Origin of the sequence: Bacillus thuringiensis, from assembly GCF_022095615.2 — a bacterium.
GTDB lineage: Bacteria > Bacillota > Bacilli > Bacillales > Bacillaceae_G > Bacillus_A > Bacillus_A cereus_AG.
Window position 1 is genome coordinate 3888045 of sequence record NZ_CP155559.1, and the last position, 20507, is coordinate 3908551.

A 20507-nucleotide genomic window follows, 5' to 3' on the forward strand; every position below is an offset into this window, starting at 1 on the left:
ATCATTGTGATACAATGTAAGTGTATCACATGTAATGGTATTTGGAGGATGAGGTAAAGTATGAAACGTTTTTTTGCAGCATTGTTTACTATACTAGGTGCGATAACTGCCCTTGGGATTTTCTTTACAAATAAAGTGATGTACTTAAAGAAAAAAACAGAGGAAGAAGTACTCGAAAGAGAAACGAAAAAACATTTTCGTATAGAGGATTTTGATGCTCTTCATAAAGAAGAAATTCATATTCCTTCGCAATTCGGATATGATCTTCACGGATATTACATTCCTGCTGGTCATTCCAATAAGTTTATGATTTTTTGTCACGGCGTAACTGTAAATAAAATGAACTCTGTAAAATATGCAAGGTTATTTTTAAACAGAGGATATAATGTCGTTATTTATGATCATCGTCGTCATGGTAAAACTGGCGGAAAAACAACAAGCTATGGATACTATGAAAAACATGATTTAAAATCTGTAGTTGACTGGCTAAAAAGTCGTTTTGGAACAAATATTACTCTCGGTATTCATGGTGAATCTATGGGCGCTGCAACACTTCTCCAATACGCAGGACTTGTAGAAGATGGTGCTGATTTCTATATTGCAGATTGTCCTTTTTCTGATTTTTACGGGCAATTACAGCACCGTTTAAAAGTTGAATTCCATTTACCTAAATGGCCTTTATTACCTTTAGCAAATGCTTTTTTAAAAGTGCGTGACGGTTATACGATTCGTGAAGTTTCACCAATTGATTGTATAAAAAACATTAACAATCCCGTCCTCTTTATTCATAGTAAAGATGATGATTATATTTTAGCTGATATGACGAAAGCACTATATGAAGCAAAGGAAAACAATAAACAACTTTATATTGCAGAGCGCGGCGCGCACGCTTGCTCTTATAACGAAAATAAAGAAGAGTATGAAGCAGCCGTTGATCAATTTTTAAACTCATATGTAAAAGAAACAAAAAACAGGCTTGCATAAGCCTGTTTTTTTTATTGCGCTAAAACGTCTGTAACTTGTTCCATGTTTTCAGAAATCCATTGCATTGCATCATCTAACGTTGGAAATTCTGTCGTTTGAAATGTTACTTCATCTTGAAGTAACCAAACATCCTTCGCCTCTTGCCCTACACCTGCAATGGACCAATGTAACAAACTATATGGATGATTATCATTCAAAAATGATGCCCACGTGCGCTCATTTGCAATGTTTCGTAATGTATGTAATTGTTTATCCATCTCTCGTCACCTTACTCTAGTCAGTTATGAAAACCATTATAACACTCTCTTCTTTCTCAAACAAAGTGCTCTTTTTATATTGTCAAGCACTTCCCTTGATTATATGATGAAATTAAGCGTTTGGGAAGGAGGGATAGCGTTGGCAAAAGTACAAATTAAAGTAAATGATAATGGCTCTTTTCGCGTTACAGGGGACGTGGAATTAGTCGATTCACAAGGGAATGTATTCCCAGCAAAACCGGCATTTTCTTTATGCCGTTGTGGTTTATCAAAAAATATGCCTTATTGCGATGCTTCGCATAAAGGGAAATTCGAGTCTGTTGTTAGAGCACCAGAGGCAGAATAATTTCACATGTGACATGCACATTTTTTTGTGCATGTTTTTTCTTTTTAGCAACTCCGTTATATCCCTTCTCCTTACAACATTTCTAATACTTTTGTCTCCATTCCAGCCTACATATATTTTCACACAATTCTTCACATTCGAATATTTTTTTCTAGCCTTTTATTTTTTTTGTGCTATAATTTGAGCAAACAACATCCTTCGGGGTCGGGTGAAATTCCCAACCGGCGGTGATGAAGTGCAAACTTCTAAGTCCGTGACCCGTTTTCAACTCGAAAACGGTGGATCTAGTGAAACTCTAGGGCCGACAGTATAGTCTGGATGGGAGAAGGATATGTTTTCTAGTAATTTTATATAGCGAATACACTTTTATTTCAGTATGCATATTTTTAAAGTTTCATTTCGAATCTTTATATATGTTTTATTTTGTATACTTATGTTTCTATACTGGAATAAAAAGATACGACTAGCGCTTGAAAAATTCGATATTTTGCTAGGTTTTTTCCTTATGCCAAAATATCAATCATCGTTAGGTTTCTTTCCTATACTTTCGTATTCGAACTATATTTCTAGAAATCACGTCTCCCAAACCCCAAGGATATAAAATCCTTGGGGTTTTTTGATTTTTTCAGGAGAGGTGAAGAGAATGACAGATCAAGAATATATGAGGATTGCCCTGCAGCTAGCCGAAGGGACATCCGGACAAACAAGTCCAAATCCTATGGTTGGTGCTGTTGTTGTAAAGGACGGAAACATCGTCGGTATGGGAGCTCATTTACGTGCTGGTGAAGAACACGCAGAAGTTCATGCTCTTCATATGGCTGGTGAAAAAGCAAAAGGAGCTACCGTTTATGTAACACTTGAACCGTGTAGTCATTTTGGAAAGACACCACCTTGCTGTGAATTGCTCATCAAAAAAGGGGTCAAACGGGTTGTAATTGCTACTCTTGATTGCAATCCTCTCGTTTCTGGTAATGGAAAAAGGAAATTAGAAGAAGCTGGCATTGAAGTAACTACCGGTGTTCTTGAAGCAGAATCTACCTTATTAAATCGTTTCTTTTTTCACTACATGAAAACGAAACGTCCATTTGTAACAATAAAAACAGCGATGAGCTTAGATGGAAAAACAGCAACTGTCACTGGTGAAAGTAAGTGGATTACAGGTGAAGCAGCACGAGCTGATGTTCACCAATACCGCCATACACATGATGCGATTCTCATTGGAGTGAATACAGTTATAGCTGATAATCCGCATTTAACAACTAGAATTCCTAATGGGGGTAAACATCCTATTCGCGTTATTTTAGATACCCATTTACGAACGCCACCATCTTCTCATGTCATAACAGATGGTTTAGCACCGACATGGATTTTTGTCGGGAAAGATGTAAATAAAGAAAAAATAGCTTCTTATGAATCTGAAAATATAGCTATATTCCAAATGAAAACGAAGCAAATTGAAATTGAGGACCTCCTTTTCTTTCTTGGAGAAAAACAAATTCTTTCTCTATTCGTTGAAGGTGGTCAAACCGTTCACGCAAGCTTCTTACAAGCAAAGTATTTCAATGAAATTATAACTTATATAAGCCCGATATTAATTGGTGGGAAAGATGCCCCTACTTTATTTGGGGGAAATGGTTTCACAGCATTACAAGATGCACTTTCCTTGAAAATTCAAGAGATGAAACAAATTGGCGATGATATAAAAATCGTTGCAAATGCCCGCAGTGAGGTGACGGAATGTTTACAGGAATTGTAGAAGAATTAGGAACTGTTTCAAACATGCAACAAAGCGGAGAAGCGATGAAGTTAACGATTCATGCAAACAAAATTTTATCAGATGTTCACTTAGGTGATAGTATCTCGGTTAACGGTATTTGCTTAACTGTAACGAGTTTCACAACAACTTCCTTCACAGTGGACGCAATGCCTGAAACGATGCAATCAACATCACTTCGCATGCTTAAACCGCACTCTAAAGTAAATTTAGAACGAGCAATGCCTGCAAACGGACGATTCGGTGGGCATTTCGTTTCAGGACATATTGATGGCATCGGAACGATATTAAACAAAAAACAGCACTATAATGCCGTCTATTACAAAATAGCTATTTCTGATGAATTGCTGCGCTATTGTTTGCATAAAGGATCCGTTGCTGTTGATGGAACGAGTTTAACAATATTTGATATAGACGAAACTTCCATCACAATCTCACTCATCCCGCACACAGTAAGTGAATCTGTTATCGGAGAAAAGAGTGCCGGTGACATCGTAAACATCGAGTGTGACATGATCGGTAAATATATCGAACGCTTTATTTCTAAACCTGTAAAACGAACAGGTTCAATGAGCGAAAGCTTTTTACAAGAAAACGGATTTCTATAAGGGGGAAGCATGATGTTTCATCGTATTGAAGAAGCTCTAGAAGATTTAAAACAAGGAAAAGTCGTTATCGTATGTGATGATGAAAACCGTGAAAATGAAGGCGATTTTATCGCTTTAGCAGAGTATATTACGCCGGAAACGATTAATTTTATGATTACACATGGGCGTGGCCTCGTTTGTGTACCGATTACGGAAGAATACGCAGAACGTCTACAGTTAGAACCAATGGTAGCTCATAATACAGATTCGCATCATACTGCATTTACGGTGAGCATTGATCACGTTTCTACAACAACAGGAATTAGCGCTCACGAACGTGCAACTACGATACAAGAATTGTTAAATCCTGCATCAAAAGGTGCTGATTTCAATCGCCCTGGACATATCTTTCCATTAATTGCGAAAGAAGGAGGTGTCCTCCGCCGCGCTGGTCATACAGAAGCTGCTGTCGATTTAGCACAGCTTTGCGGAGCAGAACCAGCTGGAGTTATTTGCGAGATTATCAATGAGGACGGTACGATGGCACGCGTACCTGATTTACTACAGTGTGCAAAACAATTTGATATAAAAATGATTACAATAGAAGATTTAATTGCTTATCGCCGCCACCATCAAACATTAGTGACGAGAGAAGTAGAAATTACATTACCTACAGATTTTGGTACTTTCCATGCAATTGGCTATTCTAATTCATTAGATACGAAAGAACATATCGCACTCGTAAAAGGTGATATTTCAACAGGAGAGCCTGTACTTGTACGCGTTCATTCAGAGTGCTTAACAGGAGATGTATTTGGCTCATGCCGTTGTGATTGCGGACCACAACTCCATGCTGCACTTGCTCAAATTGAGCGTGAAGGAAAAGGCGTTCTTCTCTATATGAGACAAGAAGGACGAGGCATCGGCCTTCTTAATAAGCTTCGCGCTTATAAGTTACAAGAAGAAGGGTTCGATACTGTAGAAGCAAACGAAAAACTTGGGTTCCCTGCTGATTTGCGTGATTACGGTATCGGCGCTCAAATATTAAAAGATTTAGGTTTACAACATTTACGATTATTAACGAATAATCCAAGAAAAATTGCTGGCTTACAAGGTTACGATTTAAAAGTTACGGAGCGCGTACCGTTGCAAATGCCAACAAAAGAAGAGAATAAAACGTATTTACAAACGAAAGTAAACAAATTAGGACATTTATTAAACTTATAATTAAAGGAGAGATTTATTATGGTATTCGAAGGTCATTTAGTTGGTACAGGATTAAAAGTTGGGGTTGTTGTTGGACGTTTTAATGAATTTATTACAAGTAAGTTACTAGGCGGAGCTTTAGATGGATTAAAGCGCCACGGTGTAGAAGAAACTGATATCGATGTTGCTTGGGTTCCTGGCGCATTCGAAATTCCTTTAATCGCTAAAAAGATGGCTAGTAGCGGAAAGTATGATGCTGTAATTACGTTAGGTACTGTAATTCGTGGTGCTACAACACATTACGATTACGTTTGTAATGAAGTAGCAAAAGGTGTTGCATCTTTATCACTACAAACAGACATTCCAGTTATTTTCGGTGTATTAACGACTGAAACGATCGAGCAAGCGATTGAACGCGCGGGCACGAAAGCTGGTAATAAAGGCTATGAATCAGCTGTTGCTGCGATTGAAATGGCTCACTTATCAAAACAATGGGCATAAAAAAAGAGGCTGCGGCCTCTTTTTTATTTTTTTACTTTTTTATTTTTTTCCGTACGTCTTTTATTAATTCATTCATTGTTTTTCCTTCTGTTTGTATATGAAGCGTTTGTGCTGTTCTCCATACATTCTCTCTTTTCTTCGCTTCTTCTATAATAGTAATTTCTTTTCGTACTTCCTTTAAATCTTTCCCTTCTGTTTTCAATCCAAAATGTTCAGCTTTCGTTCGAAAATGTTGTTCAATTCGTTGTTGCATCTCTTTTTGTTCAGGATTTTCGGCGGCCTTAACTGGATCAGCACTTATTGCTTTTAGTAAAATTAGACAAGTCATAATCGCTAATATATATTTGTGCATGTAAAATCCTCCAACCCAATATAAATTACATATTTACTATGTACAATTGTGGGTTGGAAAATTCGTCCACCAAAATTCTTTTTTCCGCTTGAAAAGCAATAGTATCAAGCGTTCACAGCTATTTATTACATTTTATTTACAAAAAAAGCAAACTCTTTTACAAGTTTGCTTTTTATCTATCTTATAATGCACATTCTTCAATCTCAAACCCTAAATCTTCAATCATACCCCAGTCCGCAGTCGGCTCTTGCCCAGCTGTTGTTAAATAATCCCCGACAAAGATAGAGTTTGCTGCAAATAAACCGATTGGCTGTACAGAACGTAAATTGATTTCACGTCCCCCTGAAATACGAATTTCTTTCGTTGGGTTTACAAAACGCATCATCGCCAGCACTTTTAAACATTCTACCGGTGTTAATTCTTTTTGTCCTTCAAGCGGTGTACCCTTTACAGCAACAAGGAAATTACATGGAATTGAATCTGCATCTATACGTTGTAATTCAAATGCAATTTCAGCACGCTCTTCTATTGTCTCCCCCATTCCAAAAATCGCCCCAGAGCACGGTGAAATACCCGCTTGTTTCGCTTTTTGAACTGTATCAACACGATCATCATACGTATGAGTGGAGCAAATACTTTCGTAATTATTTGCATGTGTATTTAAGTTGTGGTTATAACGATGTACACCCGCTTCTGCTAAACGTCCTGCTTGATCTTCGTTTAAGAAACCTAAACAACAACAAATCTTCAAATCTGTCGTTTCACGAATCTCCTTCACTGCTCCAATTACGTGATTCACCTCTTTATCCGTTGGGCGACGACCAGATGCTACAATACAGTATGTACCCGCTTTACGGCGAATTGCTTCATGTGCTCCTTCTACAATCTTTTCCTGCGTTAGCCATGCATATTTATCAATCGGTGCCTCTGAAATAATAGACTGCGAACAATATCCGCAATCTTCAGGACATAATCCAGATTTCGTATTAATAATCATATTTAATTTCACTTTCTTACCAAAGTGATGATGGCGAATGATGTAAGCTGCATTCATAATTTCTAAAACTTCTGTCTCATCAGCTTCTAATATCGCTATTGCATCCTCTTTCGTAATCATTTTCTCTTCTACTACGTCATATGCAAGTTTTTTCCAATCCCTTTTTGTTTGTACTTGTTTCATTTCATCTCTTCCCCTCTTTTGTTATATGCATAAATAAAGCGTGATACGTCGCCATTATCCCTTCATTTTCCGTGAAGTCTCTTTCGTATATGCGAAGCATCGCACGAAAGAGTGAGGGACTTTGACAATAGGATTCTTCATTACTATTAGTCGCTCCTACTTTTCGAATAGAGTGTAGAAACTCCCTAACTTCTGTAAACCTCTCTATGTAACATGTTTCAGAAACATGCACATCTCCTGTTTCTATTTCACATATATGGCGCAACTGATTTTTCGAATAAAAACGTTGTCCAATCGATGTTTCATTTTGTATATTTTTTTCTTCTTTCGCCCGCTGGAACGAAGCATGCAATTCTTGAAATGTTTCATGTCCAAACGTTGAAAAGAGTAATATCCCATCTATAGACAAATGATGAAATAAATTTCTTATCACTGGTTTTAAATCATTTAGCCATTGAAATGTGGCATTCGAAATAATGACATCATATGTTTCTTCTAGTCGTAATCTTTCGATATCCTCACAGTAAAACATTACATTTTTCACATTTTGTCTAGTTTTCGCAACCGCAATCATACTTTCAGCAAAATCAATGGCTGTAATATGTGCTTTCGGAAATAGGTTTGATAATTGCTCTGTAACATATCCTGTCCCACATCCAAGTTCTAAAATACGTATCGATGAATTTGCACTATATCGCCGATTCAATGTAGAAAGTAATGAATGTGCCATCTTTTTTTGTACATTTGCATATTGATCGTAGGATACAGCTGCCACGTTAAACCGTTTTTGTAGTAACGTTTTGTTGATCATGTCGTATCCCCTCTACAAATTGAATTATCTCATTTCCGCAATATTCGAAATTCGTTACGCATAATGCGTGTCCAGCCTCACTTACTACCTTGAGCGTGGCAGTCTCATTCTCAGCTATACTACGCGCTGCAGACAATGGACATATTACATCCTGCTCTCCATGAATAAGTAGGATAGGGACTTTAATTTCTTTCAGTTCTTCTCTCATATCTGCTTCTATTAAATACTCCAAACCTAATTGCAAAGACTGAATAGAATCGCCTTTAAAACGCTTTACAATGTCTGCAAAACTTTTATTCTCTTTCAGCTCATCTTTCGTAAACATATTTTCATAAAACCGCTTGAGCGTATCTTCTTTCTTTCTCGCTAAATTCTTTTTCAGCCGTTCTACATGCAAAACATTCCATCCACTCGTATAGTCGCTCGTATTTGTAAATTTAGCAGTGCCACCAATTAATACGATACCTTTCGCCTTAATCTTTTTATGAGCTTGAACTGCCGCTAACGCTCCTAGTGACCATCCAACTAAAATTACATTTTCATCCTTTGCTACATCTATTATTCGCCCCGCAAATTCACTTTGTTCTTTCACGTTACGCCAATCAATGCATTGAACAGGATATTCTTTAAAATGCGGAAGTACTAAATCCCAAATATTTTCTTCCATTCCCCATCCAGGGATAAAAATAATCTTCAGCTCTTTCATACGAAAAGCTCCTCTTCTTTCGCAATGTGGATAATTTGGTCAATAGCCCATTTCAAATCAGCTATTGTATGTTGCGATGTAACTGCAAAGCGAATTCGAGAACTATTGATCGGTACAGTTGGCGGACGAATTGCAATAGCTGCAATACCTGCCTCTTGTAACCTTTTACTAAACCGTAAAGCTGTTTCATTTGAACCGACCACAATCGGTACAATATGAGTTGAGCTATTCCCAATATCAAAACCAGCTTCTCGTAAATGGTTTCTGAAATAAGCTCCATTCTCTATAAGTCTCTCTCTTCTTTCATTATCTTCTTTCACAATCTCAATTGCTTTTTGTACCGCTCCTAAAGTCCCTGGTGGTAAAGCAGTAGTAAAAATAAAGCTTCTCATCATATTTTGTAAATACTCAATATAAATTGCATCACCTGTCAAATACGCACCATAACACCCTAAAGCCTTGCTAAACGTCCCCATATGTATATCAATTTTTTGAGCAAGATTTTTTTCTATATGAGATAATCCAGCTCCGCCGATTCCATATATTCCACTCGCATGCGCTTCATCAACTATAATGATTGCCCCGTATTTCTCTTTTAGTTGCACTAACTCCCTCAAATACGCAGTATCACCATCCATACTAAAAACAGTATCAGTTACAATTAATTTCCGCTTTTCAGGAGATGCTGTTTTCAACAGCTTCTCTAAATGCTCCAAATCATTATGCCGATATCTTTTATGCTCTGCTCCGCTTAATATAATTCCATCAACGATGCTTGCATGATTTAATTTGTCACTAAACACAATATCGTGACGACAGGCTAATGAAGAAATCACTCCAACATTTGCCGTATATCCACTATTTACAACTAAGGCTTTTTCGGTGCCTTTCCAATCGCATATACTTCTCTCAGTCTCTTCATACAGTGAATAATTTCCTACAACGAGCCTCGATGCTGTCGCCCCAGTTCCATATTTTCTTGTGCATGCTATAGCAGCTTCTTTTAATCTCTCATCTCCAGCTAACCCTAGATAATTATTTGAAGCTAAATTTAGCATCCTTTTTTCATCTCGAATAAGCCATGTCTCTTCAGCTTGTTCTGTGACATACAAATTGCGATACTGCCCTTGTTCATTTAATTGTTGCAATTTAGATTGAAGATGTGTGCGCCACGTTTGATTCATTTCGGATGAACTCCTCTAATTTTGAAATCATTATATACTCTTTTGCAGATTCCAAGACTTCTTCTTTTGTAAACTCACCTTCAAAGAATGGTAATAAACCTAAAACCGGTACCCCACTTAACTCTTCAATCATTTCTTTATTTTCTTGTACTCTTTCCATTTCACATTCTTTGCAGCCGGATAAAATTACACCTGCTACTGTTAAGCCATGTGCCTTCGCATAAGCAATCGTTAAAACTGTATGATTTACAGTTCCTAATGTAGGGCGTGCGACTATAATAAGAGGAAGCTGTAATTCTTTTGCGAAATCAATTACTAAAGCGTCTTCTGTATATGGAACAGCCAGTCCACCTGCTCCTTCTACAAATAGGCTATTAAACTCTTTCAATTGTTCATTATAGTGACCCATAATGTCCTTTACATGTACTACTCTTCCAGCTCTTTTCATGGCAAGCCTCGGAGCAAGAGGCTCTTCAATAGAATAAGGACAAATTTCATCTTCTTTTGTCGGTACACCCGATAATGCTTTTAACCTTGCTGCATCTCCCTCTGGATTTGATGCAACATGTCCACTTTGCAACGGTTTATATACCCCTATGTTATATCCCAATTCTCTAAATACACCCGCTAATGCACCGGCAACTACAGTTTTCCCCACTTCAGTATCCGTTGCTGTTACAAAAAAACCGTTCATTATTCTCCCTCCGTAACATCCGAGATTGCTTTATACAAAATACGTAACATATCATCAATCTCATCCATTGTAGAAGCAAGAGGAGGCATAAATACAATCGTATTACCGAGCGGTCGCAAGATCATGCCTAGCTCTCTTGAGCGTTTACATACTTGAACACCGACTCTCTCTGTCCATTCAAACGCTTCTTTCGTTTCCTTATTCTTCACAAGTTCAATTCCAACCATTAACCCGCACTGACGAATATCCCCTACATGTTTATATGCAAAGAGCGATTCTAATTGCGTCGCCACATATTCTGTTTTACGTGCCACTTCTTCTATTAAATTTGTTTTCTCGTATAGCTCTAGATTCGCGATGGCTACCGCACACCCTAACGGATTCCCTGTATAACTATGACCGTGGAAAAACGTTTTTTGTTCTTTATAGTCGCCTAAAAAGGCATTATAAATTTCATCTGTCGTTACGGTGATTGCAACGGGTAAATATCCACCTGTTAAACCTTTTCCGGCTGTTAAAATGTCCGGCGTTACATTTTCATGTTCACATGCAAACATTTTTCCGGTACGCCCAAATCCAGTCGCTACCTCATCTGTAATAAATAAAACGTTATATTTTGTACATAAATTACGTAGCCCTCTTAAGTATCCTTTTGGCATTGTAATCATACCGCCAGCACCTTGCATTAAAGGTTCTACAATAATCGCCGCAATTTCTTCATGTTTGTCTTTCAGCAGCTCTTCCATTTCTTCTAAATGTTTTTTTACAATTTCCTCCTTATTATTTCCATAAGGAGAACGATATGTATATGGATAAGGCATTTTAATTGCTTCAAATAAAAGTGAACTATACACTTGGTGAAACAAGTCTATTGCTCCTACTGAAACAGCTCCAATTGTATCACCATGATACGCTTCTTTTAATGTAACAAATCTTTGTTTCTTCGGTTTTCCCTTATGCTGCCAATATTGAAAGGCCATCTTAATTGCAATTTCAACGGCGCTAGAACCAGAATCTGAATAGAATACTTTCTTCAAACCTTCTGGTACAACTTCAATTATTTTTTCTGCTAATAAAATAGATGGAACGTTAGCAAGCCCTAGCATAGTAGAATGGGCAATTTTATTTAATTGCTCACCAATTGCCTCATCTAATTCTGGTACTTGATGCCCATGAACATTTAACCAAATAGACGAAACACCATCCCAATATTCATTTCCATTTACATCGTATAACTTTCTTCCCTCTCCGCGTTCAATAATGACAGGATCTTCTTCTAAATAATCCTTCATTTGTGTAAATGGATGCCATACATAGGCTTTATTTTTTTCCAATAACTCTTCATATGTATAAGACGGTTTTTCAGTCGTATTTCTACTAAAAGTCACAATTGTCACCCCTAATGTTAACTAGTTTATAAATATAGTTAACATTAAATCTAAATGACTGTCAATTATTTTTAAATCAAATAGTTCTTAAAAAAGAACAACTTATCATACGATAAGTTGTTCTACTTTCCATGTTGTATTTTTCCGATTTCTAAAATAATCTCTTCATCTTTTTTTCCTTCTGTATCAATTCCAAGTTGTTTCGCATGTTCAATTAATAGATCATGGCGCTTCTCAAATCTTGCGGTATTTACTTCTTTCGTAACCTCTTCTTTCGTTTTCCCTTCAATAGAAACTCCTAGTTTCTCAGCTGCTTTTTCCATCGACTTCTTCTCTTCAGCTTCTTTCACTTTCTTCACTTCTGACTGCTGTATTTGCTTTTGTTTCGCCTGCTCGGATTCAGCTGCAAAAGCTGTGTAAATTCCAGCACTTCCGCCAATGACTAGTAAGGTGGTAAAAAGAATTATTTTTTTCTTCACTCTTTCCTCCCCTTTCAAATTCATTATAACGTACAAATTTAGAACATTAAAAACATTTAACCTTTATTTCCCTAAAAAAATATTGAATATTTTTATTGACATATAAGATGAAAATGTGATAAAAATTTAACTAACATCATATGAATCGGCATTGATAGGATTTAGTAGTATTTCGATTTCTGATTTCAGAGAGCTGGTGGTCGGTGCGAACCAGTACAGAGCGAATTATGAATTACCCCCTGGAGCTTCTTTTGCGAAACGTAAGGAGTAGTGAAAGACGGTTATAGACCGTTATATCTAAAGAGTGGTGAAACGACACTGTTTCACAATTTAGGGTGGTACCGCGATTTTTTCGTCCCTGCATATATTGCAGGGGCGTTTTTATTTTATTAGCGCATATCATACGACCCTTTATTTTGTGATACATTCCTTTCACAAGCTAGGGTGGTACCGCGATTTCTTCGTCCCTGCATAATTATATGCAGGGACGTTTTTTTATCCAATCATTTCCGTATCATATTGAAAGACCAACAATTACCGGTAATTTGTCACAAAATTCTAAATTTTAGAAGGAAATAAACAATATTGGCGAATTTTATATAAAAAAGAGCTATTTTAAATTATTTAGGAGGGGAAAACAATGGTTTCAAAAATCGAATCTGTTCTTTTAACATTATTTATCTTTTTCTGTATTGGCTTTAGTGTTATTCAATTAGAAGTTTCACCACACATCCCAATTTTATTTGGTATCGTCCTTTTATTAGCATTTGGATTTATGAAAAAAATCTCTTGGTCTACTATGGAAAAAGGGATGATCAGTAGTATTTCAGCTGGTATTCCATCTATTTTTATTTTCTTGCTTGTAGGCGTATTAATTAGTGTTTGGATTGCTGCTGGAACAATTCCAACTTTAATGGTATACGGCTTCCAGCTTGTATCTCCAAAAATTTTCGTTCCAACTGTTTTTGTTGTTTGTGCAATTGTTGGAACAAGTATCGGTAGTGCCTTTACAACTGCCGCAACTGTAGGACTTGCCTTTATGGGCATGGGTAGTGCTCTCGGATACGATCCGGCTCTAATCGCTGGTGCAATTATTTCTGGTGCATTCTTTGGAGATAAAATGTCTCCTTTATCTGATACGACAAACTTAGCTCCTGCTGTAACAGGTGTAGATTTATTTGAGCATATTCGTAACATGCTTTGGACAACAGTTCCAGCCTTCATTATTGCTTTTATCGCATTTTTCATTTTAGGAGGCGGTACTAGTGGAGACGTTGACTTCACAAACTTTATTAGCACATTAGAAAAAAATACAACGATTTCTATCGTAACACTTATTCCAATTTTATTACTGTTCCTATTTGCATTTAAAAAAGTTCCAGCAGTTCCAACATTGCTTGCAGGAATTGTGGTAGGAATTATTATTCTCTTTATTTTTAAACCTAGCACGTCTTTAGCTGATTTAATGAAAATTATGCAAGACGGTTACGTTTCTAAAACTGGTATAAAAGACATTGATAGCTTACTATCTCGCGGTGGTCTACAAAGTATGATGATGTCGATTGCCCTTATTTTCCTAGCTCTTTGTATGGGAGGTTTATTACAAGGAATGGGTATTATCACGCAGCTGATGAACATCATCTCTAGCTTTGTAAAAAATAGCACACGCTTAATTATTTCTACTGCGTCAACGGCAATTGGTGTAAACTTCTTACTTGGTGAGCAATACTTATCCATCGTTTTAACAGGACAAGCATTTGCTAATAAATACGATGAAGTCGGTTTGGAACGTCGTAATTTATCACGCGTATTAGAAGATGCAGGTACAGTTATTAACCCGCTCGTACCATGGGGAGTAAGTGGTGTATTCTTATCAAACGTCCTTGGCGTCCCGACATTTGATTACCTTCCATTCGCAATTTTCTGTTTAGCTTGCCCAATCTTAACAATTATTGTTGGTTTCACTGGATTTGGCCTTTCATGGAAGAAAGAAAAAGCAGTAACAATTTCATAATATACTAAAAAGGATTACCTGAATCGGTAATCCTTTTTATATTTCTCGACTATCTATTTGCTTTCTTTCTTCTAAATAACAGAAGGAACCCCGCTCCAACAAACGCCAAACCTGCTCCAATTGTAGAAACAACACTTGTACCTGTTTTCGGTAAATCACGTTCTTCTTTATTTTCAGTTACAGTTGTCGTTTCTTTTGCGTTTTGATTATCCGTTGTAGTTTGTCCAGATCCTGCATTATTACCTTCATCTGTTGGTGGTGTCGTTGGATTTCCTCCATTGTTTCCTTCATCTGTTGGCGGTGTCGTTGGATTTCCTCCATTGTTTCCTTCACCTGTTGGTGGTGTCGTTGGATTTCCTCCATTATTTCCTTCACCTGTTGGTGGTGTTGTTGGATTCTCTCCACCCGTTTCCTTATCACCCTCGTTCTTCTTCGTTATATCAATTGCATATTTAGCAAATTCATTTTCCGATGGTCCAACATATGATATTTTCCCATCTTTCTTTATATACTTTTGTGCATTTGGTGAAGAATCGAATGTTGTATTTAATTTATCTGCAACAATCGGTTTAAACGTCCAATTTTTATCTGCTGCTGGATCAATAACTGGTGTTTCTTGCATATACTTCACAATGATTTGACGTGTTTCATCTTGTGATTGATATACAACTTCCCCTTTACTTACACCCGGGAACGTTTGGCTACTTCCACGATAGTTATTTGTAGCGACGATGAACTCTTGATTATCAGCTACTTGCTTCCCTTCATACGTCATATTTATAATACGATTCGTATTTGCATTTACAACTTTTCCATCTTTATCGTATTTCGCCGGTTGTGTTACATCAATTTCGTATTTTAAGCCATCTAAAATATCAAAGTTATATGTAGGATAGCCTATATTTACTAACGGCTGTTCTTCCGTTTTCTGTGGATCGATTTGATTAAACTGACCTGCAGACATTTCAAGCCATTCTTTCACTTGTGCCCCATTTACTTTTACAGCATATAACGTATTTGGATATACATATAAATCTGCCACGTTTTTAATTGCTAACGTTCCAGCTGGAATATCCGTATAATATGTAGCACCGTTTCGGCCCCCCGCTTTAAATGGTGCGCCCGCAGATAAAACTGGAATTCCTTTATATTTGCTATACTGTCCATTTTCAGCAAACAACTTTTCTACATACCATTTTTGTGCATTTGTCACAAGTTGTACAGAAGGATCATCTTGTACTAATGAGAAATAACTATTAATTGGCGCTGTCGTTTTTCCTACAGCTGTATTCACATAATCAATTGTCGCTTGATGATCATCTTTAATTTCATTAACTAATTTTTGATCGGATTGTACTAATGGATTCCCTTTACTATCAGCGATCGGACGAAGTTGCGGCTTCGATTGCTCTTTTTGTATTTCCCATTTTCCGTTTACCTTTTTCAACTGCATATCAATAATACCTAAGTTACTTCCAAAGACACCAGGCATTACAACTGGAACTCCATTAAATACATCCTTCACTTCAGTATGTGAATGTCCCATTAATACTGCATCTACACCAGGAACCTCTGTTAAATAATACGACGCGTTTTCCATGCCAACGTTGTATCCACTCTTATCAACACCGGAGTGCGCTAGTGCAACGATGACATCTGCACCTTCTGCTTTCATTTTTGGCACCATTTTCTTCGCCGTTTCAACTATATCTTTTGCTTTCACTTTTCCTTCTAAATTCGCTTTATCCCAGTTCATAACTTGAGGTGGAACAAATCCCATTACGCCAATTTTCACTTTTTGTTTTTGACCTGATTCATCTTCTACTTCTTTTTCAAAAACATGATATGGTTTAAAGTAGTTTTGGTCGTTCTCTTTATTATTATCTTTATCATCTTTATAGACGTTCGAGTTAATAACCGGGAACTCTGTTTTACTAATTACTTTGTTTAAATAGTCTAAACCATAGTTAAATTCATGATTCCCAAGAGAGATGACGTCATACTTCATTAAATTCATTAAACGATATAATGGATGTGTATAACTAGGATCCACAGGCTTCTTCGGATCATTTATTTTATTCGCTACATAATCTCCAAGCGGTGTCCCTTGTAATGCATCCCCATCATCAAATAGGACAGAGTTCTTCGCTTCTTCACGTGCTTTATTAACAAGTGTTGCAGTTTGCACGAGACCTACTTTATTATCTGTTTTCGTTTGATAATAATCGTAATTCATTAAGTTAACGTGAATATCTGATGTTTCTAGAATTCGTAAGTTAACCGTACTCTCCCCATTGTTCTCATCCGCATGAGCTGTTGTTGGCAACACTTGTGGTGCTATTACACCAATAGCAAGAGTTGCTCCAGCTAGCATTTTTTTTGACTTTTTCACAAAAAATCCCCCTTATACAATTACCCAAAATAATGAAAAGAATCTCTATTTGTCTCTAACCACATACCTTTTTTTCTTCTATTAGAGACAAGATTTCCATTTCATCCTGCGCTAATGAGTAGTCCCCTTAAACGCTTGATTGTTGAAACTTTAATTAGCAGAAAATAAAGCCCTACTCATTAAAATTTCACCTTATCTGACATTATCATATATAATGTACTTTCATATCGTCAATATTTTTTGACATACTTCTACAAATTTTCTGTAAAGTTATTGTGGATTTTTCATAAATATATATTATGCCCTTACATTGTTAATACTGCTGAATATGATACAATTACCAATTACAAGGAGGATTAATTTATGAAAAAAGTCATCTTAACAATTGTTTGTCTCCTCCTTCTAATCATTTCTTATTCTTATTTTGAAAAGAACGATGAGACAAAACAAAATGAACCCGAAGAAAAAACAGAAAAAACATCTACTCCAAGTTGGATTGATAAGCAACCAAGTGATTCCTTTTATCATCTCGTACTAGGTGATTCACTCGCCAAAGGATATGGATCGACACAAGGGGGATTTGCTGAATTAGCTTCTAGACAAATAGAAGCACAAATTCATAAACCAATTACCGTAGAAAATCTCGGGATAAACGGTCTTACAACAGATCGTCTCGCTAAAAAAGTTCAATCAGAAGATGTTCAACAAAAAATTAGAGCAGCAAATATCATTACGATTAATATTGGAGGAAATAATTTATTTCGCTTAAATCGTGATGTCGGTGTTATAGACGGTATTAAAATGTTAAATAAAGAAAAAGCTCATTTTGAAGCGGATATAAAAACTATTGTAAAGACAGTTCGCGATCAAAACCCGGACGCTTTACTCATTCTCTCAGAGCTCTATAACCCATTACAACTCGATGACTCCATCGCCAGTTATGCAGATATGTTTTTAGATGGCTGGAATGAATCCGTTTATTCCATTTCAAAAGCGAATCAGCCATCTATCGTTTTACCCATTCGTAAATTAATATCGAATGATAAAAAAGAATTACTCTTTGACCAAGTACACCCAAATGATAAAGGCTATACGATTATTGCCGATTCATTTACAAAAAAAGTGTTGGCCTACAAATATTAAAGTTCCCATGAAACAATTCTATTTTTATAACATGTCTTTTTTGTTACAATGATAGTGTGGAAGGGGGCCTTTATATGGAATCACGCGAGTGGGAACGTATTGTTGATCATCTTCTTTCGCTAGTGCCTCTTTTTTATCGCAAATTTATGCTTCCTGGAGAATTTTCTTCTCAAAGACATATGCCGCCATCACATACACAAGTATTGCTGCTTCTGCACGAAAATGGCACATTAGCAGTTTCCGAAATTGGCAAGCGGTTAGCGATTTCACGGCCTAACATGACACCTCTATTAAACAAACTAATTCAAGAAGAACTAATAGAGCGTCATTATAGCGAAAAAGATCGACGGGTCATTTTAATTTCCCTAACATCTGAAGGGAAATTGTTAGTAAATCAGTATCAACAATTCATTTTAGACAAATTAAAAGAAAATTTCCAAACATTATCTGAGGAAGAACGTGAAAAGCTCATTCACTCTCTTCAAACCATTCAAAATTTAATTTTGAAAACAAACGCATAAAGCTGCTTCTAAATAGAAGCAGCTTTATGATTCGTAATAATTACCATAGTATACATTTGAATACGGCCATGTCGTTAAATATGGTTTTTGTTCTTGCGTAGATTGTTGTGGTGGTATTTGTGGTATTTGCTGAAATTGTTGCTGCTGATACACTCCAAATTGCTGCCTCATATCATTTACCGGATAATAATTTACATATGGGTATACTTGAGGTACGTAATAATAATACATTCATTCTCTCCCCCTTTTTCTTAAACATATTCAAAGGAGAAAATGAATGTGCCATTCTTTATATTTGTACAAGTGGTTCTCTCACTCGTTTCTTTCTGTTCTTCAAACGTAACTTACGGTTCTTTTCATATAAATAATGCACAACGAAATATGAAATTACCCCAAACACAACTCCTATTATCGTCATACCAATCAATACATACACTTCACTCTGCAATAAGCTCTTTAACATTGTGAAAATATGGCTTGAAAACAAGTCAGATATCGTAAATGGTTCATGATGTATTTTTTCTACATGAAATGGATAAATCATTTTCCCTAACGCATAAGCAACTGGAAATAAAAATACCGGTAAAAACGATATTTTCCCAATAATATTGCCAATAACCGCAGCAGGAAAAGATCCCTTGGCTAATCGAACGATCGGATAAAATATTACATATACGAGCGATGCCGTATATATGACCAACATCTCTAAACCAAATCCAATTGCAAAACCTAACGATACTTTCTTTGCTCCTTCTGGTGATCGAAGCAACTTATAATATTGAAACTTTAATATTCTCCACATCCGCTTGAAAAACGAATATGTTTTCTTAGGTGTTTTCAAATTCATCATCTCTTTAACTATATTTTTTCTATCTAGTATGTCCTTACATGATATGAAAAACAAATGTAGTTTACTCTTTTTATTATAAATGATATAGAGATGATTAACCAAATATACATACGACATTTCAATATAAAAAAGCACACCTCCAATTGTTATTCGTGCCTAACAATTGGAGGTGCACATCATTTAGGAAAGTTCTTCTACATTTTTAAATAAACTTACTAATAATGCTTTTTGCGCGTGCAATCGATTACCAGCTTGCTCAAATACGATAGACTGTGGTCCATCTATAATTCCTCCCGTTACTTCTTCTTCACGATGGGCAGGTAAACAGTGTAAGAAACGATATGTTTGCTTCGCATGCATAACAAGTTCTTTATTGATTTGGTAAGGTTGAAATAAAGTATATTTCTCTTCTTCTCCCTCTTGCCCCATACTCATCCAAACGTCAGTATAAATGAAATCTGCTTCACTCACTGCTAATTCAGGATCATGCAAAACTTCAATTTCAGCTCCTGTTTCCTTGGCAATCGCTAACGCTTTTTTTACAATCTCTTCATTCGGTTCATACCCTACAGGCGTTGCAACAGTCATATGCATTCCGACTTTCGCACTCGCTAACAACAATGAATGACATACATTATTTCCGTCACCTACGTAAGCCAATTTTATTCCTTTAAATGTATTTGTTTCTTCATATATCGTCATTAGGTCTGCCAATGCTTGACAAGGGTGATGATCATCCGTTAAACCGTTAATAACAGGAATACTCGATTCTTTTGCAAGCTCTTCTACATCCGCGTGTGAGAATGTACGTATCATGATCCCGTCAATATAATGCGATAATACTTTCGCAGTATCTGAAACGGTTTCCCCTCTCCCCATTTGCATCTCTTTCCCACTTAAAAACATACCATGTCCCCCGAGTTGTACCATTCCTGCTTCAAAAGAAACGCGAGTACGAGTTGAATGTTTATCAAAAATAAGCCCTAATATTTTCCCTTGTAATAAAGGCTCCTGCTTATTCTTTTTTAAATATATAGCGAACTCAATTAATGAAATAATTTCTTCTTGCGTCAGTTCTTCTAAAGTTAAAAGATCTTTCGTATTTAATTTTGGTACTTGTACAGTTGACATGAAATTT

General features: G+C 36.4%; 22 protein-coding genes, 1 riboswitch and 1 other annotated feature. Of the genes, 9 read left to right on the forward strand and 13 right to left on the reverse strand.

The features are described 5' to 3' along the window. Window positions 1-60 precede the first annotated feature (60 nt). Entirely contained in the window at window positions 61-984 is a 924-nt protein-coding gene (locus tag KZZ19_RS20045; RefSeq protein WP_048546291.1) for an alpha/beta hydrolase, read from the forward strand. Between the two features lie 11 nt (window positions 985-995). Here the strand turns inward: KZZ19_RS20045 and KZZ19_RS20050 are convergent, their stop codons facing one another. Continuing rightward, the gene (locus tag KZZ19_RS20050) at window positions 996-1241 is read right to left on the reverse strand and encodes a DUF2552 family protein (protein WP_000360793.1); all 246 of its coding nucleotides are present in this window, start codon (window positions 1239-1241) and stop codon (window positions 996-998) included. A gap of 139 nt (window positions 1242-1380) precedes the next feature. Here KZZ19_RS20050 and KZZ19_RS20055 point away from each other — a divergent pair, with 139 nt between their 5' ends. The 5 genes from KZZ19_RS20055 to ribH all read left to right on the forward strand — a co-directional run bounded on the left by KZZ19_RS20055 (window position 1381) and on the right by ribH (window position 5655). Then, a complete protein-coding gene (locus KZZ19_RS20055; RefSeq protein ID WP_001151582.1) occupies window positions 1381-1587 on the forward strand; it encodes a CDGSH iron-sulfur domain-containing protein in 207 nt (68 codons plus the stop codon). Between the two features lie 190 nt (window positions 1588-1777). Continuing rightward, a riboswitch (FMN riboswitch) is annotated at window positions 1778-1921 on the forward strand. A gap of 309 nt (window positions 1922-2230) precedes the next feature. Next, the gene (ribD, locus tag KZZ19_RS20060; protein ID WP_237979440.1) at window positions 2231-3343 is read left to right on the forward strand and encodes a bifunctional diaminohydroxyphosphoribosylaminopyrimidine deaminase/5-amino-6-(5-phosphoribosylamino)uracil reductase RibD; all 1113 of its coding nucleotides are present in this window, start codon (window positions 2231-2233) and stop codon (window positions 3341-3343) included. After that, entirely contained in the window at window positions 3325-3969 is a 645-nt protein-coding gene (gene ribE / locus KZZ19_RS20065; protein ID WP_088097660.1) for a riboflavin synthase, read from the forward strand. Before ribD ends, ribE begins: the two co-directional genes overlap by 19 nt. 12 nt (window positions 3970-3981) lie before the next feature. After that, window positions 3982-5175 carry a bifunctional 3,4-dihydroxy-2-butanone 4-phosphate synthase/GTP cyclohydrolase II gene (gene ribBA, locus KZZ19_RS20070; protein ID WP_088097661.1) on the forward strand — a complete coding sequence of 398 codons (1194 nt, stop codon included), beginning with the start codon at window positions 3982-3984 and terminating at the stop codon, window positions 5173-5175. Window positions 5176-5193: 18 nt separating this feature from the next. Then, the gene (gene ribH, locus KZZ19_RS20075) at window positions 5194-5655 is read left to right on the forward strand and encodes a 6,7-dimethyl-8-ribityllumazine synthase (RefSeq protein ID WP_000230901.1); all 462 of its coding nucleotides are present in this window, start codon (window positions 5194-5196) and stop codon (window positions 5653-5655) included. 31 nt (window positions 5656-5686) lie between these two features. Here the strand turns inward: ribH and KZZ19_RS20080 are convergent, their stop codons facing one another. From KZZ19_RS20080 to KZZ19_RS20115, 8 genes are all read right to left on the reverse strand, one after another. Beyond that, window positions 5687-6007: a hypothetical protein gene (locus tag KZZ19_RS20080; protein ID WP_088097662.1), complete on the reverse strand. Its 321-nt coding sequence runs from the start codon at window positions 6005-6007 to the stop codon at window positions 5687-5689. 181 nt (window positions 6008-6188) lie between these two features. Next, window positions 6189-7187: a biotin synthase gene (bioB, locus tag KZZ19_RS20085; RefSeq protein ID WP_000815865.1), complete on the reverse strand. Its 999-nt coding sequence runs from the start codon at window positions 7185-7187 to the stop codon at window positions 6189-6191. Window position 7188: 1 nt separating this feature from the next. Then, window positions 7189-7998, reverse strand: coding sequence for a malonyl-ACP O-methyltransferase BioC (gene bioC / locus KZZ19_RS20090; protein ID WP_088097663.1), 810 nt, complete (start codon window positions 7996-7998; stop codon window positions 7189-7191). Next, on the reverse strand, window positions 7964-8704 hold the full coding sequence (locus KZZ19_RS20095; protein WP_098341824.1) for an alpha/beta fold hydrolase: 741 nt from the start codon (window positions 8702-8704) through the stop codon (window positions 7964-7966). Before KZZ19_RS20095 ends, bioC begins: the two co-directional genes overlap by 35 nt. Continuing rightward, window positions 8701-9888: an 8-amino-7-oxononanoate synthase gene (gene bioF, locus KZZ19_RS20100; protein WP_088097665.1), complete on the reverse strand. Its 1188-nt coding sequence runs from the start codon at window positions 9886-9888 to the stop codon at window positions 8701-8703. The genes KZZ19_RS20095 and bioF overlap by 4 nt, the downstream gene beginning before the upstream one ends. Beyond that, window positions 9854-10582, reverse strand: a complete 729-nt coding sequence (gene bioD, locus KZZ19_RS20105; RefSeq protein ID WP_088097666.1) for an ATP-dependent dethiobiotin synthetase BioD — start codon at window positions 10580-10582, stop codon at window positions 9854-9856. Before bioD ends, bioF begins: the two co-directional genes overlap by 35 nt. Beyond that, entirely contained in the window at window positions 10582-11970 is a 1389-nt protein-coding gene (bioA, locus tag KZZ19_RS20110) for an adenosylmethionine--8-amino-7-oxononanoate transaminase (RefSeq protein ID WP_237979441.1), read from the reverse strand. The genes bioD and bioA overlap by 1 nt, the downstream gene beginning before the upstream one ends. Before the next feature lie 122 nt (window positions 11971-12092). Then, a complete protein-coding gene (locus KZZ19_RS20115; RefSeq protein ID WP_140392542.1) occupies window positions 12093-12449 on the reverse strand; it encodes a hypothetical protein in 357 nt (118 codons plus the stop codon). 142 nt (window positions 12450-12591) lie between these two features. Further along, window positions 12592-12812: a binding site (T-box leader), on the forward strand. A gap of 277 nt (window positions 12813-13089) precedes the next feature. Between KZZ19_RS20115 and nhaC the strand changes: the two genes are divergently transcribed. Then, a complete protein-coding gene (gene nhaC / locus KZZ19_RS20120; RefSeq protein ID WP_088097670.1) occupies window positions 13090-14463 on the forward strand; it encodes a Na+/H+ antiporter NhaC in 1374 nt (457 codons plus the stop codon). Window positions 14464-14512: 49 nt separating this feature from the next. On the opposite strand, the gene cpdB is transcribed toward nhaC, so the two are convergent. Further along, window positions 14513-16855: a bifunctional 2',3'-cyclic-nucleotide 2'-phosphodiesterase/3'-nucleotidase gene (gene cpdB, locus KZZ19_RS20125; RefSeq protein ID WP_322349752.1), complete on the reverse strand. Its 2343-nt coding sequence runs from the start codon at window positions 16853-16855 to the stop codon at window positions 14513-14515. A 363-nt stretch (window positions 16856-17218) separates the two neighbouring features. On the opposite strand from cpdB, the gene KZZ19_RS20130 reads away from it, so the two are divergent. Both KZZ19_RS20130 and KZZ19_RS20135 read left to right on the forward strand, forming a co-directional pair. After that, the gene (locus tag KZZ19_RS20130; RefSeq protein ID WP_088097671.1) at window positions 17219-17998 is read left to right on the forward strand and encodes a GDSL-type esterase/lipase family protein; all 780 of its coding nucleotides are present in this window, start codon (window positions 17219-17221) and stop codon (window positions 17996-17998) included. Between the two features lie 74 nt (window positions 17999-18072). Continuing rightward, window positions 18073-18519, forward strand: coding sequence for a MarR family winged helix-turn-helix transcriptional regulator (locus KZZ19_RS20135; protein WP_060632191.1), 447 nt, complete (start codon window positions 18073-18075; stop codon window positions 18517-18519). A gap of 24 nt (window positions 18520-18543) precedes the next feature. Here KZZ19_RS20135 and KZZ19_RS20140 read toward each other — a convergent pair whose 3' ends face one another. The 3 genes from KZZ19_RS20140 to argF form a co-directional block, all read right to left on the reverse strand. Continuing rightward, entirely contained in the window at window positions 18544-18750 is a 207-nt protein-coding gene (locus KZZ19_RS20140) for a hypothetical protein (RefSeq protein ID WP_088097672.1), read from the reverse strand. A 58-nt stretch (window positions 18751-18808) separates the two neighbouring features. Further along, window positions 18809-19369, reverse strand: a complete 561-nt coding sequence (locus KZZ19_RS20145; protein ID WP_088098189.1) for a DUF2062 domain-containing protein — start codon at window positions 19367-19369, stop codon at window positions 18809-18811. A 180-nt stretch (window positions 19370-19549) separates the two neighbouring features. Further along, window positions 19550-20500, reverse strand: coding sequence for an ornithine carbamoyltransferase (gene argF, locus KZZ19_RS20150; RefSeq protein WP_088097673.1), 951 nt, complete (start codon window positions 20498-20500; stop codon window positions 19550-19552). Between the last annotated feature and the right edge of the window lie 7 nt (window positions 20501-20507).

What these genes read in the sequence shown, in the direction of transcription:
- ribD (WP_237979440.1), top strand. Translation starts at nt 2,231, where the DNA reads ATGACAGATCAAGAATATATGAGGATTGCCCTGCAGCTAGCCGAAGGG.
- argF (WP_088097673.1), bottom strand. Translation starts at nt 20,500, where the DNA reads ATGTCAACTGTACAAGTACCAAAATTAAATACGAAAGATCTTTTAACT.
- KZZ19_RS20140 (WP_088097672.1), bottom strand. Translation starts at nt 18,750, where the DNA reads ATGTATTATTATTACGTACCTCAAGTATACCCATATGTAAATTATTAT.
- ribE (WP_088097660.1), top strand. Translation starts at nt 3,325, where the DNA reads ATGTTTACAGGAATTGTAGAAGAATTAGGAACTGTTTCAAACATGCAA.
- KZZ19_RS20045 (WP_048546291.1), top strand. Translation starts at nt 61, where the DNA reads ATGAAACGTTTTTTTGCAGCATTGTTTACTATACTAGGTGCGATAACT.
- KZZ19_RS20145 (WP_088098189.1), bottom strand. Translation starts at nt 19,369, where the DNA reads ATGATGAATTTGAAAACACCTAAGAAAACATATTCGTTTTTCAAGCGG.
- nhaC (WP_088097670.1), top strand. Translation starts at nt 13,090, where the DNA reads ATGGTTTCAAAAATCGAATCTGTTCTTTTAACATTATTTATCTTTTTC.
- bioB (WP_000815865.1), bottom strand. Translation starts at nt 7,187, where the DNA reads ATGAAACAAGTACAAACAAAAAGGGATTGGAAAAAACTTGCATATGAC.
- KZZ19_RS20080 (WP_088097662.1), bottom strand. Translation starts at nt 6,007, where the DNA reads ATGCACAAATATATATTAGCGATTATGACTTGTCTAATTTTACTAAAA.
- KZZ19_RS20050 (WP_000360793.1), bottom strand. Translation starts at nt 1,241, where the DNA reads ATGGATAAACAATTACATACATTACGAAACATTGCAAATGAGCGCACG.
- bioD (WP_088097666.1), bottom strand. Translation starts at nt 10,582, where the DNA reads ATGAACGGTTTTTTTGTAACAGCAACGGATACTGAAGTGGGGAAAACT.
- KZZ19_RS20130 (WP_088097671.1), top strand. Translation starts at nt 17,219, where the DNA reads ATGAAAAAAGTCATCTTAACAATTGTTTGTCTCCTCCTTCTAATCATT.
- bioF (WP_088097665.1), bottom strand. Translation starts at nt 9,888, where the DNA reads ATGAATCAAACGTGGCGCACACATCTTCAATCTAAATTGCAACAATTA.
- KZZ19_RS20095 (WP_098341824.1), bottom strand. Translation starts at nt 8,704, where the DNA reads ATGAAAGAGCTGAAGATTATTTTTATCCCTGGATGGGGAATGGAAGAA.
- ribBA (WP_088097661.1), top strand. Translation starts at nt 3,982, where the DNA reads ATGTTTCATCGTATTGAAGAAGCTCTAGAAGATTTAAAACAAGGAAAA.
- ribH (WP_000230901.1), top strand. Translation starts at nt 5,194, where the DNA reads ATGGTATTCGAAGGTCATTTAGTTGGTACAGGATTAAAAGTTGGGGTT.
- bioC (WP_088097663.1), bottom strand. Translation starts at nt 7,998, where the DNA reads ATGATCAACAAAACGTTACTACAAAAACGGTTTAACGTGGCAGCTGTA.
- KZZ19_RS20135 (WP_060632191.1), top strand. Translation starts at nt 18,073, where the DNA reads ATGGAATCACGCGAGTGGGAACGTATTGTTGATCATCTTCTTTCGCTA.